13 protein-coding genes and 1 pseudogene are annotated in these 13,494 nt (G+C 70.5%); 7 read left to right on the forward strand and 7 right to left on the reverse strand.

All coding sequences use genetic code 11. From position 1 onward, the window contains the following. Positions 1 to 8: 8 nt before the first annotated feature. From BLR90_RS19315 to BLR90_RS19325, 3 genes are all read right to left on the reverse strand, one after another. Positions 9 to 737, reverse strand: coding sequence for a hypothetical protein (locus tag BLR90_RS19315; RefSeq protein ID WP_091026870.1), 729 nt, complete (start codon positions 735 to 737; stop codon positions 9 to 11). Further along, on the reverse strand, positions 734 to 2,227 hold the full coding sequence (locus tag BLR90_RS19320; RefSeq protein WP_245715416.1) for a glycosyltransferase family 2 protein: 1,494 nt from the start codon (positions 2,225 to 2,227) through the stop codon (positions 734 to 736). The genes BLR90_RS19315 and BLR90_RS19320 overlap by 4 nt, the downstream gene beginning before the upstream one ends. 116 nt (positions 2,228 to 2,343) lie before the next feature. Continuing rightward, positions 2,344 to 2,955, reverse strand: coding sequence for a Maf family protein (locus BLR90_RS19325; RefSeq protein WP_091026871.1), 612 nt, complete (start codon positions 2,953 to 2,955; stop codon positions 2,344 to 2,346). A gap of 127 nt (positions 2,956 to 3,082) precedes the next feature. Here BLR90_RS19325 and BLR90_RS19330 point away from each other — a divergent pair, with 127 nt between their 5' ends. Together BLR90_RS19330 and BLR90_RS19335 are read left to right on the forward strand one after the other, a co-directional pair. Continuing rightward, positions 3,083 to 3,430, forward strand: coding sequence for a YciI family protein (locus BLR90_RS19330; RefSeq protein WP_245715424.1), 348 nt, complete (start codon positions 3,083 to 3,085; stop codon positions 3,428 to 3,430). A 56-nt stretch (positions 3,431 to 3,486) separates the two neighbouring features. Next, complete coding sequence (locus tag BLR90_RS19335; protein ID WP_091026872.1) at positions 3,487 to 4,779, forward strand: RNA polymerase sigma factor; 1,293 nt, start codon at positions 3,487 to 3,489, stop codon at positions 4,777 to 4,779. A 10-nt stretch (positions 4,780 to 4,789) separates the two neighbouring features. On the opposite strand, the pseudogene BLR90_RS19340 reads toward BLR90_RS19335, so the two are convergent. Both BLR90_RS19340 and BLR90_RS19345 read right to left on the reverse strand, forming a co-directional pair. After that, positions 4,790 to 6,473, reverse strand: a pseudogene (locus tag BLR90_RS19340) (DUF885 domain-containing protein). A 38-nt stretch (positions 6,474 to 6,511) separates the two neighbouring features. After that, positions 6,512 to 7,102: a TetR/AcrR family transcriptional regulator gene (locus BLR90_RS19345; protein ID WP_245715417.1), complete on the reverse strand. Its 591-nt coding sequence runs from the start codon at positions 7,100 to 7,102 to the stop codon at positions 6,512 to 6,514. A gap of 87 nt (positions 7,103 to 7,189) precedes the next feature. On the opposite strand from BLR90_RS19345, the gene BLR90_RS19350 reads away from it, so the two are divergent. Then, complete coding sequence (locus BLR90_RS19350) at positions 7,190 to 8,620, forward strand: MFS transporter (protein ID WP_091026874.1); 1,431 nt, start codon at positions 7,190 to 7,192, stop codon at positions 8,618 to 8,620. Positions 8,621 to 8,659: 39 nt separating this feature from the next. Here the strand turns inward: BLR90_RS19350 and BLR90_RS19355 are convergent, their stop codons facing one another. Together BLR90_RS19355 and BLR90_RS19360 are read right to left on the reverse strand one after the other, a co-directional pair. Continuing rightward, entirely contained in the window at positions 8,660 to 8,941 is a 282-nt protein-coding gene (locus BLR90_RS19355; protein ID WP_143016276.1) for an acyl-CoA carboxylase epsilon subunit, read from the reverse strand. Between the two features lie 87 nt (positions 8,942 to 9,028). Then, positions 9,029 to 10,627 carry an acyl-CoA carboxylase subunit beta gene (locus BLR90_RS19360; protein WP_174812390.1) on the reverse strand — a complete coding sequence of 533 codons (1,599 nt, stop codon included), beginning with the start codon at positions 10,625 to 10,627 and terminating at the stop codon, positions 9,029 to 9,031. Between the two features lie 96 nt (positions 10,628 to 10,723). On the opposite strand from BLR90_RS19360, the gene BLR90_RS19365 reads away from it, so the two are divergent. The 4 genes from BLR90_RS19365 to BLR90_RS19380 all read left to right on the forward strand — a co-directional run bounded on the left by BLR90_RS19365 (position 10,724) and on the right by BLR90_RS19380 (position 13,489). Next, positions 10,724 to 11,542, forward strand: coding sequence for a biotin--[acetyl-CoA-carboxylase] ligase (locus BLR90_RS19365; protein WP_174812389.1), 819 nt, complete (start codon positions 10,724 to 10,726; stop codon positions 11,540 to 11,542). A 12-nt stretch (positions 11,543 to 11,554) separates the two neighbouring features. Beyond that, on the forward strand, positions 11,555 to 12,061 hold the full coding sequence (locus BLR90_RS19370; protein ID WP_091026877.1) for a PH domain-containing protein: 507 nt from the start codon (positions 11,555 to 11,557) through the stop codon (positions 12,059 to 12,061). A 51-nt stretch (positions 12,062 to 12,112) separates the two neighbouring features. Then, entirely contained in the window at positions 12,113 to 13,087 is a 975-nt protein-coding gene (locus BLR90_RS19375; protein ID WP_091026878.1) for an adenylate/guanylate cyclase domain-containing protein, read from the forward strand. A 78-nt stretch (positions 13,088 to 13,165) separates the two neighbouring features. Beyond that, the gene (locus BLR90_RS19380) at positions 13,166 to 13,489 is read left to right on the forward strand and encodes a winged helix-turn-helix domain-containing protein (protein WP_091026879.1); all 324 of its coding nucleotides are present in this window, start codon (positions 13,166 to 13,168) and stop codon (positions 13,487 to 13,489) included. The last annotated feature ends 5 nt before the right edge of the window (positions 13,490 to 13,494 follow it).

Below are 13,494 nucleotides of genomic sequence, written 5' to 3' on the forward strand. Positions count from 1 at the left end.
CCCAGCCGCTAGTTGGCGTTGATCGGGATCGACGCCACCACGGTCGGCTCGTCGGACTCGAAGATCGCGATCGGCACGGTCTGGCGGATCTGGCGCTTGTAGAAGCGCTTGCTGCCGGGGGACTCCTGGATCCACACGGTGGCCGTGAACGACAGGTCAACGCCGCGGGTGTCGAGCGACATCGGCTTGATCCGTTGGTTGCGCAGCTCGAGCGAGCCCTTCGGCGAGGTGATGAGCATGCCGTACTTGGTGCTCAGAGGCTCCGGGTCGAAAGTGACCCGCCTGGCCTCGGCGTCGAGGCTGTAGGGCCGTTGGTTGCCGCGGCCGTCGCTGGTCTTGGTCACCGACGTGGCCTGGATGTGGTCGAGGTAGACCAGGCGCTTGGTCCTGAACGGGTCGCGCAGGGCCCGGTCGAGGTCGTAGGCCTGGAAGGTGACGGTGAAGAACTTGTTGCCGCGGGGGTACCACTCGTTGGTGCGCGGCGTCGACTTGGTGGGGTAGAGCGTGTAGACGAAGTCGACCCCGTTGACGTCGATGTGGGACTGGAAGGTGCCGTCGCGGGTGAACTGCGAGTCGTAGGGCTCCTCGGTCACCTCCGCCGTCGGGGTGGTGCTGGGCTCGGCCCCGGGATCGGCGTCGCCCTCGAGCAGCGAGCAGCCGGAGAGTACGACGGTCAGGAGCAGCGCGAGCGCCGCTGGCAGAACGGGCAGCGTGCCACGTCGAGGTCGGCGGGTCATGCCTTGAACCCGCGGTAGCGCTTGCTGCCCTTGATGATCATCCACGCAGTCTGCAGCACGGTGATGACGCCGAGGATCGGCCACCCCACAGCGAGCAGGTCGGACTGCGTGGCGATCGGGACCTGCACCCACGCGACGCCCGCGACCACGAAGATCACGGCGACCGCGACGAACGGGTAGAGCCACGCGGTGCCCTTGCCGCGCTCGGCCTTCGCCTGGGCGGCCCAGTTGTCGGTCTGCTGCTTGCTGAAGAACTTCAGCCAGGCGCGCACGAAGTGGCCCATCCGGACCCACATGTAGAGCTCGGCCGGGAAGAGCAGCATCGCGAAGAGGTAGTCGCGCCTGTTGGCGAACTCCATGGAGCGGGCCACGCGGAAGTTGAGCAGGATCGCGGAGGCGGGCGGGATCAGCCACCAGGGGCTGAACTCGAAGGCACTGATCGAGAGCGATCCGGCCAGCAGCAGGGCGAACATGAAGCGGGTGACGATGTTGACGACCATCGACATGTGCTCGAACCAGCGCAGCCGCAGGTTGGGGTGGAACGGCTGGCCCTTGGTGTCGCCGCGCTGGCCGGGCCACATCAGGTCGATGGCGCCGAAGTTCCACTTGACCTGCTGGGCGTCCAGCGAGCGCAGGGTGTTCATCCCACCGACGTGGGCGCGGGCCCGGGCGCTGATCTTGGTGAGGTAGCCGGCGCTCTTGATCTGCAGCGACAGCAGGGAGTCCTCGACCTCGGAGTCCTTGACCCACGGCGTGCGCTGGTGGCTGTCACGCATGACGTCGCGCAGGGCCTGGGTGGAGAAGATCGAGAACTGGCCGCCGAGGACCGCCATGTTGCGGCCCTTGAGGAGGTTCTGCATGTTGAACGCCGAGAACTGTGCGCGCTGGCCGGCGATCAGGAACTTCGCCATCGGCCCGTCGAGGGCGCTGTCGTCGATGGAGTAGATCGCGGAGATGCCACCGATGCGGTCGTCGCTCGCCGCCTCGTCGATGAGGTTCTGGATGGCGTCGGGCTCCGGCGTGGTGTCGCCGTCGACGCCGAGCAGGAAGTCCATGTGCTCGACCAGGGAGTAGCCGTAGTTGAGCGCACCGACCTTCTTGTCGGGGTTCTTGCCGATGTCGTGGACGTAGATGACGGTGCTCTGCTCGCCGCTCGGGGTCATCCGCGTGTGCGGGCCGGCGTAGTGACTGGCCACCTCGACGGAGTCGTCGGTGGTGTTGTTGATGATGACGTGGACCGTGTCGGGGAGCCGGGTCTGCTGGAGCAGGGAGTCCAGGACGCCGGAGATCGTCTCGCCCTCGTTGTAGGCGGGGATGACGCAGCCCACCGTCGGCCGGTAGGTCGGCAGCTCCTCGACCGCGTCGAGGAAGTTGGGCGCGTAGGCGGCGAGGTTGGGGTCGGGCACGCGGACGTAGCCGTCGTCCGCCGCGGGCACTGCGCCCGCGATGGGCTGCTGCGGCGTGCCCTGGCCCTCGATGTAGGCGTTCACGTTGGTTTCCCCTTGGTCTCGTGCTGTCTGCCCCAGTGTGTGGATCGACCCGCAAGAGCCCCCGGGGAGTCCCCCCAGAGTTCCTCAAGATTCGCTCTAGATCCTGCCCGTGCCCTCTAGAGTGCCACGTTGCGCGTCCAGAGCTCGGTCCACGACTCGCCGAGCTCGGACAAGAGCTCGCGGACCAGGGGCAGGCTGACCCCGACCACGTTGTGGTGGTCGCCCTCGATGCCGGTGACGAAGGCCCCGCCGAGGCCGTCGACGGTGAAGGCCCCCGCCACCTGGAGGGGCTCACCGGTGGCCACGTAGGCGTCGATCTCCTCGTCGCTCAGGTCGGCGAAGTGGACGGTCGTCGACGCAGTGGCTGCCGCGACCCGGTCGCCGGCCGTGGCCCGCACGCAGTGTCCGGTGTGCAGCACCCCGGTGCGGCCCCGCATCGCGCGCCAGCGGCGTACGGCGTCAGCGGCGTCGTCGGGCTTGCCGTAGGCCTCGCCGTCGAGCTCGAGCACCGAGTCGCAGCCGAGCACGAGCGCGCCGGCGGGCACCTCGTCGCGCTGGGCGACGGCCGCGCACTTGAGCTCGGCGAGCTGGAGCGCCAGCTCGGCCGGGGGCAGGCCGTCGAGCTGGGACTCGTCGACCCCGGACACGATCACGACCGGCTCGACGCCGGCCTGGCGCAGGGTCGCGAGGCGGGCGGGGGAGGCGGAAGCGAGGACGAGGGTGGTCACGGGGAGAGGGTAGGTGAGGAATATTGAGGATCGATGTCGAAGAACCTGTCAGCCGTTCGACGTGTCTACGAGAAGCAGCCAACCAGGAGGAGTGATCAAGATGCCGCGTTTCATGGGATTCGTGAGGATGGAAGAGGGCGTCGGCACGCCGCCGCAGGCGCTGTTCGACGCGATGGACACCTACATCGGCCAGCAGGCCGCCAAGGGGGTGTTCCTCGACGGAGGCGGTCTGTACGGCACCGAGGACGCCGTGAACTTCGTGGTCCGCCAGGGGGAGGTCAGTCGGGTCGACGGTCCCTACGCCGAGGCGAAGGAGGTCGTGGGCGGCTGGGCGATCCTGCAGTACGACACGCTCGAGGAAGCCGTGGCGGAGCAGCAGGAGTTCGCTGAGCTGCACGCGAAGCACTGGCCCGAGGTCACCGTGATCTCGACCCTGCGCCAGATCTCGACGGGCCCGGAGGAGCCGGGCGCCTGAGCCTGGCCCACGCTGAGCTGTCCTGCTCGACGACGGGGACTCACTACGCTGGCGTCGTGTCGGCAGAGACCCGTACGGATGACCCGAGCGAGGCCATCATCGCCGCGTGGCGGGCCGAGTCGGCCCGCCTCGTCGGTGCTCTCACCCGGATGACGCGTGACGTGGAGCTCGCCGAGGACCTGGCGCAGGACGCACTGGTCGCCGCGCTCGAGCAGTGGCCCGCGGCCGGCGTACCGGAGAACCCGAGCGCGTGGCTGATGACCACCGCCAAGCGACGCGGCATCGACCACTTCCGACGCGCCGACGTCCTGCGCCGCAAGGTCGCGGAAATCGGGCATGCCGGCGGGGGAGAGGAGGAGGGGATGCCCGATCTCGACGCCCAGCTCGACCACATCGAGGACGACGTCCTGCGACTCGTCTTCCTGGCCTGCCACCCCAGCCTGACCAGCGAGTCCCGCGCGGCACTGACGCTTCGACTGGTCGGTGGGCTCACCACCGCCGAGATCGCCCGCGGGTTCCTGGTCGCCGAGTCCGCGATGGGGCAGCGGATCTCGCGAGCCAAGAAGACACTGGCAGAGGCGTGCGCCGAGTTCGAGCTGCCCTCAGGGCCGGAGCGGACCCGGCGTCTCGACGACGTCATGGCCGTCATCTACCTGATCTTCAACGAGGGCTACACCGCCACGACCGGCAAGGACTGGATGCGCCAGGACCTGTCGAACGAGGCGATCCGGCTGGCGCGGATGCTGGCCGAGCTCGCTCCCGACGAGCCCGAGGTGCTGGGGCTGCAGGCGTTGCTGGAGCTCCAGGCCTCACGGATGGGCGCCCGGCTCGACGAGTCCGGCGCGCCGGTCCTGCTGGAGGCGCAGGACCGGAGGCGCTGGGACCGGTCGTTGATCCGGCGCGGGATGGCGGCCCTGCAACGGGCCGAGCTGCTCGCCTCGCGCGGGAAGCCGGTCGGCAAGTACTTCCTCCAGGCCTCGATCGCCGTGCAGCATGCCCGCGCGGAGCGTGCCGACGACACGAACTGGCGCCGGATCGCTGCTCTGTACGACGTGCTGGCCGACGCCGCGCCGGGGCCGGTGGTCGAGGTGAACCGGGCCGTCGCGCACGGACGGGCCTATGGCGCGGACGCGGGGCTGGCCGTGCTCGAGGCACTGGGCGACGGTGCCCTGGGCGACTCGCCGCTCGTCCCCAGTGTGCGCGGAGACCTGCTCGAGCGGGCGGGGCGGCACGGGCCGGCGAGCCAGGCGTTCGCCGAGGCGGCCGCACGCACCAGGAACGAGAGCGAGCGTGCACTCCTGCACCGTCGGGCGCAGCTGAACCTCGAGCGGGTGTCGAAGTCGAGGTGACTGCGCACGTTCAGAGGCGCGCGAGCGCCGCCTTGAGCGGGTCGAGGCCGAGCGAGCCGAGGTCGAGCGCCGAGCGGTGGAACGCCTTGAGGTCGAAGGCTGAGCCCTGACGGGCGCGCGCCTCGTCGCGGGCCTCGAGCCAGATCCGCTCGCCGACCTTGTAGGACGGCGCCTGCCCGGGCCACCCGAGGTAGCGCTTGACCTCGAAGTCGATGAACGCGGGGTCCATCTGGCAGTGCTCGCCCATGAACTCCCGGCCGAGCGCGGGGGTCCAGGTCTCGCCCGGGTGGAAGCCGAACGGGTTGTCGGCTGGGATCGTGAGCTCGAGGTGCATCCCGATGTCGACGATGACCCGGGCCGCGCGGAACGACTGCCCGTCGAGCATGCCGAGCCGGTCGGCGGGGTCGGCGAGGTAGCCGAGGTCGTCCATCAGCCGCTCGGCGTAGAGCGCCCAGCCCTCGCCGTGGCCGCTGACCCAGCACATGAGCCGCTGCCAGCGGTTGAGGAGGTCCTGGCGGACGGCGGTCTGGCCGACCTGGAGGTGATGGCCGGGCACACCCTCGTGGTAGACCGTCGTGACCTCGCGCCACGGGCTGAACGACGTGATGCCGTCGGGCACCGACCACCACATGCGCCCGGGACGGGTGAAGTCCTCGGAGGGGCCGGTGTAGTAGATGCCGCCGTCGTTGGTGGGGGCCAGGCAGCACTCTATCCGCCGGATCTGGTCGGGAATGTCGAAGTGGGTGCCGGCCATCTCCTCGAGGGTGCGGTCGGCGAGGTCCTGCATCCAGCCGCGGAAGGCCTCCTTGCCCTCGATCCGGCGGGCCGGGTCGGCGTCGAGATGCGCCACGGCCCCGGCCACGGAGGAGCCCGGCAGGATCCGGTCGGAGGTGGCGGCCATGTCGTCGGCGAGCCGCTTGAGCTCCTCCCAGCCCCAGGCGTAGGTCTGCTCGAGATCGACGCTGGCGCCCAGGAAGCGCCGGGACTCCAGCGCGTAGTGGTCGCGCCCCACCGCCTCGCGCTCGCGGCCCCGTGGGGCCAGCTCCTGCTCGAGGAAGCGCCCGAAGTCGGCGAAGGCGGACGAGGCACCGGCCGCGTGGCCGGCGAGCTCGCCCTGGAGGGAGGCCGGGGCACGCCCGGCCAAGGTGGCGAAAGAAGTCGCCGGCGTCGCCCTCCTGCCCGGTCCAGTTGCGCACCTGGGTGGCGACCTCGACGTACTGCCGACGGGCGCCGACCCGGCCGGCGTCGGCCTCGTCGGCCAGGGTCGCGCGGTAGCCGTCGAGCACGCCCGGGACGGCCGCCATCCGGGAGGCGACGTCGTGCCAGCCCTCGTCGGTGTCGGTGTCCATCAGGTCGAAGACCTGGCGGACCTCGTGGAGGCCGCTGGTGATCACGCTCACCAGGGAGCGGGACAGCCCGGCGTCCATCGTCTCGATCTCGAGGCCGAGCCGCTCGAGGAAGGCGTCGCGGGCCACGACCTCGCGCTCGTCGACCGGCGTCGCAGCCTCCACCGCGGCGTAGGCCGACCGGGTGAGCTGCTCGCGGGCGGCGTAGCCGTCGGGGGAGAGGTCGGGCAGCTCGGCCTCGTGGCCGGTCACCCCGAGGTAGGTCGCGGTGATCGGGTCGAGGGCGCAGTAGCGGGTGACGAAGTCGTCGGAGGCGGAGTCGACGGTCCGGGTGGGGTCGCTGGTCACGAGCGCGACCCTAGACGGCGTCGCCGACCTCGGGCGACCTACATTTCCGCGAGGGCGTCTCCGAAGGCGCAGACGGTGAGGCCCGCGAGGTCGTCACCCGCCTCCGAGTGCTCCGGGGCCTGCATCGACACCATGACGTTGAGCAGCATGCCCTGCGCGATGAAGTCCTTGGCCCGCTCCGGCTCGCACCCGGTGCCCATCAGCGTGGCGTAGATCTGGCCCATCCCGGCGCGGGCCTGGGCACCGATCTCGGGGACGGAGCCCGCGGAGAAGCCGTGCATCAGCACCTGGAGGAAGTCGCGGTCGGCGAGCATCTCGGCGTAGGCCAGGCCGAGGCGCAGCCAGACCTCGTCGTCGGTGGGCGCTGTGCCCTCGGCCCTGGCCTGCGCCAGCACGTCCTCGAAGACGCTGCGGATCTGGTCGGAGGAGCGGGCGAAGACCTCGAGGAACAGCTCGAGCTTGGTGCCGAAGATGCGGACGACGTAGGGCTGGGAGACGCCGGCCTCCTTGGCGACCGCGTCGGTGCTGGTCCCGTGGAAACCGCCGCGGGCGAAGGCCCGGGTCGCGGCGCGCAGCACGAGCTCACGGCGGTCGTCGGCGTTCATCCGGGGGACGGGAGGGGCGGTCATGGTTGACAGGTTATCACTTGATTACTTATGGTCCTGATCTAAGTAATCATTCAATGCCTTCTTGACCGAGAACGTCTGGAGACCGAGATGTCCGTGCTCGCCCCACCCCGTGACCCCCGCTCCGGCGAGGCGCCTGCCGCGCCCGCCCCCGGCCGGCGGGTGCCCGTCTGGCTCGCGATCCTGGCCGCCTCGTTGCCGATGTTCATGGCGACGCTGGACAACCTGGTGATGACCAGCGCCCTGCCGGTCGTCCAGGCCGACCTGGGCTCGAGCGTGAGCCAGCTGTCGTGGTTCATGAACGCCTACACGCTGACCTTCGCCACCTTCATGCTGCCCGCCGCGACGCTGGGTGACCGCCTCGGGCGCCGCCGGATGATGCTGGCCGGGCTGGTGCTCTTCACGGTCGCCTCGATCGCGTCGGCCCTGAGCACCACCTCGGAGGCCCTGATCGCGGCGCGTGCGGTCCAGGGGCTCGGCGCCGCCGCGATCATGCCGCTCTCGCTGACCCTGCTGGCCGCCGCCGTACCGCCCGCCCGTCGTGCCGTCGCGATCGGCGTCTGGGGCGGCGTGTCCGGCCTCGGCGTCGCGCTCGGCCCGGTCGTGGGCGGCGCGGTGGTGGAGGGCGTGAGCTGGCAGGCGATCTTCTGGCTCAACGTGCCGGTCGCCCTGGTCGCCGGCCCGCTCCTGCTCGTCGCCGTCCGCGAGTCGCGCGGTGCGTGGCTGCGGCTCGACCCCGTGGGCGTGGCGCTGCTCGGCGGCGCCGTGTTCCTCGGGATCTGGGGCATCGTGCACGGCAACGACGACGGGTGGGGCTCGCTCGGGGTGCTCGGTCCGCTGGCGGCCGCCGCCCTGCTGCTGCCGGCGTACGTCGCCTGGGCGCGGAGCCGCGCGCACGCCGTGCTGCCGCTGCGCCTCTTCTCGTCGCGGGGGTTCTCGGTGGCCAATGCGATCGGGCTGTTCTTCACGCTCGGGATGTTCGGGACGGTCTTCCTGCTCGCGCAGTACCTCCAGATCGTCCAGGGCTACACCCCCCTCGAGGCCGGCCTGCGGACCCTGCCCTGGACCGCGGCCCCGATGGTCGTCGCGCCGATCGCGGGCGCCCTCGCCGGACGGCTCGGGCTGCGCACGCTCCTGCTCTCCGGCCTGGTGCTCCAGGCGGCGTCGCTGGTGTGGTTCGCCGGGCTCACCGAGGCCGGGTCCGGCTACTCGTCGTTCGTGGTGCCGCTCGTGATGGCTGGCGTCGGCATGGGCCTGACCTTCGCGCCGAGCGCCACCGCGGTCCTGGAGGGGCTGCCCGAGGACGACTTCGCGATCGCCAGCTCAGCCAACTCCACGATCCGCGAGTTCGGCGTCGCCCTCGGGATCGCCGTGCTCACCGCGGTCTTCCTCGGCAACGGCGGCCAGCTGACCCCGACCGGCTACGACGGCGCGATCGCGCCCGCGCTGCTCACCGGTGCCGGCGCCGTGGCCATCGCGGTCGTGGCCGCGCTGTTCGCGCCGGGGCGGGTGCGGAAGTAGCCGCTACATACCTTGGGTAAACGGTGGCTGCCGGGACCGTCAGCGGGGCAGGCTGCTGGTGCGCCAGCCGTCGGGGCCGTGCGGTGGGGTGGGGCGCAGCTTGCGGTGGTGCGACTCCCACTCGGGGGTACGGCGGGGGGCCGGCGTCGCGCCTGCGCCCAGCGCGGCGAAGACCGCCACCAGTGCGGCGATCTCCTCCGGGGTCGCGTCGGCGTTGACCACGCGCAGCAGCGGGGCCGCGGGGGCCTCGGCGGCCTGGTCTTCAGGCGTCGTCGGCTCGGCTGGACTCTCGGCCGACGGGTTGTCTGTGGGCGCTGACACGTCGCTAGCTTCCCTCCTCCGCTGCGCTCCCCCGAGAAGTTATCGACGGGTCAGCGACATCCCCCGGTTCGGGGACCCACCGGGCGCTCACAGGGGGATGTTCCCGTGCTTCTTGGTCGGCAGCGTGGCCCGCTTGGAGCGGAGCAGCCGGAGCGCGCGGACGATCTCGATCCGGGTCTCGTGGGGGCTGATGACGGCGTCGATGTAGCCGCGCTCGGCCGCGATGTAGGGATTGGCCAGCGTGGTGTCGTACTCGTCGATCAGCTCCGCGCGGCGGGCCTCGACCTCTTCGTCGGAGCCGCCGTCGGCCTTGATCTGGGCCAGCTCCTTGCGGTGCACGATGTTGGCCGCGCCCTGAGCGCCCATGACCGCGATCTGGGCGGTGGGCCAGGCGACGTTGATGTCGGCGCCGAGGTGCTTGGAGCCCATGACGTCGTAGGCGCCGCCGTAGGCCTTGCGAGTGATGATCGTGACCAGCGGGACCGTGGCCTCGGAGTAGGCGTAGATCAGCTTGGCGCCGCGGCGGATGATGCCGTTCCACTCCTGGTCGGTGCCGGGCAGGAAGCCGGGCACGTCGACGAACGTGAGCACCGGGATGTTGAACGCGTCGCAGGTGCGCACGAAGCGGGCGGCCTTCTCGGAGGCGTCGATGTCGAGCGTGCCGGCGAACTGCATCGGCTGGTTAGCGACGACGCCGACCGAGCGGCCCTCGACCCGGCCGTAGCCGATGATCAGGTTGGGCGCGAACAGCGGCATGACCTCGAGGAACTCCTCGTCGTCGAGCGTCGCGGTGATCACGTCGTGCATGTCGTAGGGCTGGTTGGGCGAGTCGGGGATCAGCGTGTCGAGGGACCGGTCGAGGTCGGTGAACGACATGTCGGCCTCCTCGTCGTAGATCGGCGGGTGGTCCAGGTTGTTCTGTGGGAGGTAGGACAGGAGCGCCTTGGTGTACTCCAGCGCGTCCTCCTCGTCGGCACCCATGTAGTGGGCGTTGCCCGACTTGGTGTTGTGGGTGCGCGCGCCGCCGAGCTCCTCCATCGTGACGTCCTCGCCGGTGACGGTCTTGATCACGTCGGGACCGGTGATGAACATCGCGGAGGTCTGGTCGACCATGATCGTGAAGTCGGTGACGGCGGGGGAGTAGACGTGCCCGCCGGCGCAGTTGCCCATGATCAGGCTGATCTGCGGGATGACGCCCGAGGCGTGCACGTTGCGCCGGAAGATCTCGCCGTACAGGCCGAGCGAGACGACGCCCTCCTGGATGCGGGCGCCGGCGCCCTCGTTGATCCCGATGATCGGGCAGCCGGTCTTCATCGCCAGGTCCATGACCTTGGTGATCTTCTCGCCGTAGACCTCACCGAGCGAGCCGCCGAAGATCGTGAAGTCCTGCGAGAACACGCACACCTGGCGGCCGTCGATCGTGCCGAAGCCGGTGATGACACCGTCGCCGTAGGGGCGGTTCTTCTCCAGCCCGAACGCCACGGAACGGTGCCGCGCCAGCTCGTCGAGCTCGACGAACGAGCCCTCGTCGAAGAGGTGCTCGATGCGCTCGCGCGCGGTCCAGCGTCCCTTCGCGTGCTGCTTCTCGACGGCCTTCGCCGACCCGGCGTGGACGGCCTCGTCGAGGCGTCGCTCGAGGTCGGCCAGCTTGCCGGCGGTCGTGTGGATGTCGAGGTCCTGTGGCACCTCAGTGCCTGGTCCGGGCTGTGCGCTCACGCGTATCTCTCCTGGTAACGGCTCGGCTACTAGCCTCAGTGCGTCTGCTGCGACAGGGTAGTGCCCGTGACCTCGGACCCCGCTGCGCGCCCACCCCTCGACAAGACCCGCCTCGCCGGACTCGCCCCGGACGTCGTGCCCGACGTGCACATCCTGGTCGTCGACGAGGTCCCCTCGACCAACGCGCTCGCGGTCGAGCGCGCCCACGCGGGGGCGGCCGACGGCTTCGTGGTCGTGGCCGAGCACCAGAGCCAGGGCCGCGGCCGGCTCGACCGGACCTGGGAGACGCCACGCGGGACGGCGCTCACGTTCTCGATGGTGCTGCGCCCGTCCGTGCCCACCCGGTCGTGGCCGTGGCTGCCGCTGTTGACCGGGTACGCCGTCGACAAGGCGCTCAAGGCACTGGGGTACGACGCCGGGGTGAAGTGGCCCAACGACGTGCTGATCGGCGACAGGAAGGTCGCCGGCATCCTGATCGAGCGGATCGAGACCAGCGAAGGCCCGGCCGCGGTCGTCGGGGTCGGCCTCAACGTGGGGATGCGCGAGGACGAGCTTCCGGTGCCGACCGCGACCTCGCTGGCCGTCGCCTCGGGCACCGAACCCGACCGCAACGTCGTCCTCGTCGCGGTGCTCAGCACCCTGCGCGAGGCCTACGACGCCTGGCAGGCCGGCGGTGACGCGACCGGGCTGCGGCTGGCGGAGTCCTACGCCGCGGCCTGCGTGACCGTGGGGCAGGACGTGCGCGTCGACCTGCCGGACGGCTCGGCCCTCACCGGCCGCGCGACCGGGATCGACCCCAGCGGACGGCTCGTGGTCGAGGGCCCCGGCGGCACGACGTACGTCGCCGCTGGTGACGTGATCCATGTCAGAGCCGCCGAACAGTGACATGATCCGCACGTGGCCATCTCGCAGAAGCTGTTGAACCCCGGCGAGAAGATCGTCGTCAGCACCCGTACCCATCCCAAGGCACTGCTCGTGCCCCTGTTCGCGCTGGTCGTGCTGCTCGCGATCGGTGTCGCCTTCCAGGTGCTCGTCGACAACTCCACCGCCCAGCTCGTCGTGTGGGCCCTCATGGCCATCGGCATCCTGTGGCTGACGGTGTGGCCGGCGCTCGACTGGCTGATGGCGTCCTACACGATCACCAACCGACGCCTGATCACCCGGCACGGCATCATCACGCGCAAGGGCCACGACATCCCGCTCTCGCGGATCAGCGACGTCGCCTACGAGCTGGGCCTGATCGACCGGATGCTCGGCTGCGGCACGCTCGTGATCAGCGACGCCAGCACCAACGGCCAGGTCCTGCTGCCCGACATCCCGCGCGTCGAGGAGACCCAGCGCAAGCTCAACGAGCTGCTGCACGAGCTCCACGGCGGTGCCGCCAGCCTCGAAGAGGGCCACTGACGCTCGTCCCGACCCCTCGAGCACGACCGGTCGGACAGAAGTCGGACACTCATGACGGAAGCTGACGACGACTCCCTCGCGCGGGCGATCCTCGGTGAGGAGCTCGCGTTCAACGCTGCCGAGGTGGCGGCGGAGGCCGGGGTCACGATCGACGAGACCCGCCGGCTCTGGCGCGCCCTGGGGTTCCCCGAGCACGGCGTGGAGCGGGCGTTCACCCGCTCCGACATCGACGCGGTCGCGCGGCTCGTCGGCACGGTCGACGCCGGTTTGTTCGACTTCGACACCGCCGTCAACCTGACCCGGGCGGTCGGGCAGACCATGGCCCGACTCGCCGACTGGGAGGTCGGTGCCCTGGTCCACCGGGTCGAGGAGCTCGAGGCCAGTGAGGAAGCCACGGGCACCCGCGTCGGCTCGGCGCTGCGCCTGATCGAGGACCTGATGGACCCGTTCGAGGCGCTGCTCCTCTATGTATGGCGCCGGCACCTCGCCGCGGCTGTGGTCCGGATGGAGACGTTGGGTGCCAACGAGGAGGACCTGCACACCACCGAGGTCACCGTCGGCTTCGCCGACATCGTCGGTTTCACGGCGCTGTCCAACGAGATCTCGCGGGACAAGGTCGGCGACCTCGTCGAGCTCTTCGAGTCCCGCTGCGCCGACGTCATCGCCACCCACCGCGGCCGGGTCATCAAGAGCCTCGGCGACTCGGTGCTGTTCGTGAGCCCCGACGCGATCAGCGCCTACGACACCGCCGAGGGCATCATCAACGTGGTCGGCCGCGACGCCCGGATGCCCGATGTCCGGCTCGGCCTGGCCAGCGGCTCGGTGGTCATGCGGCTCGGCGACGTCTTCGGCCCGCCGGTCAACCTGGCGGCCCGGCTCACCGCCGTGGCCCGGCGCAACCGGATCATCATCGACGCGGCGACCGCGGCGCTGCTGCCCGTGGACCAGTTCGAGACGCGGCGCCTGCCTGCACGGCCGGTGCGGGGCTTCGGCCTCGTCGAGCCGGTCGCCGTACGACGCAACTGACGCCCCGGACTAGCCCGGTGCGGAGGCTTTGTCCGGGTTTCCCTCACTCGGGGAGCGGTTCGTACCTACCTTGTAGGAGTGTTCGAGGTGCAGGACGTGCGGCTGGACCCCGTGAGCCGGCGCACGTGGCGGGGGGGCGACGAGGTCGTCCTGTCGCGCAAGGAGTTCGACCTGGTCCATGCGCTGATCGCACGGGCCGGGGACATCGTCACGCGTGACGAGCTGATGCGCGACGTGTGGCACACCACCTTCTGGACCTCCTCCAAGACCATCGACGTGCACCTGGGCTGGGTCCGCCGCAAGCTCGGCGACGACACCCGGCACCCGAGCCTGATCACCACGATCCGCGGCAAGGGCCTGCGTTTCGAGACCCACACTCCCGTCGGTGAGGGCGTCAGCTAGCAGGC

Source organism: Nocardioides szechwanensis, assembly GCF_900103935.1.
Classification (GTDB): domain Bacteria; phylum Actinomycetota; class Actinomycetes; order Propionibacteriales; family Nocardioidaceae; genus Nocardioides; species Nocardioides szechwanensis.

Excerpts from the sequence above, each read along its gene's own strand:
- BLR90_RS19315 (WP_091026870.1), bottom strand. The coding sequence starts at position 737 with ATGACCCGCCGACCTCGACGTGGCACGCTGCCCGTTCTGCCAGCGGCG.
- BLR90_RS19330 (WP_245715424.1), top strand. The coding sequence starts at position 3,083 with ATGGAAGAGGGCGTCGGCACGCCGCCGCAGGCGCTGTTCGACGCGATG.
- BLR90_RS19345 (WP_245715417.1), bottom strand. The coding sequence starts at position 7,102 with ATGACCGCCCCTCCCGTCCCCCGGATGAACGCCGACGACCGCCGTGAG.
- BLR90_RS19350 (WP_091026874.1), top strand. The coding sequence starts at position 7,190 with ATGTCCGTGCTCGCCCCACCCCGTGACCCCCGCTCCGGCGAGGCGCCT.
- BLR90_RS19375 (WP_091026878.1), top strand. The coding sequence starts at position 12,113 with ATGACGGAAGCTGACGACGACTCCCTCGCGCGGGCGATCCTCGGTGAG.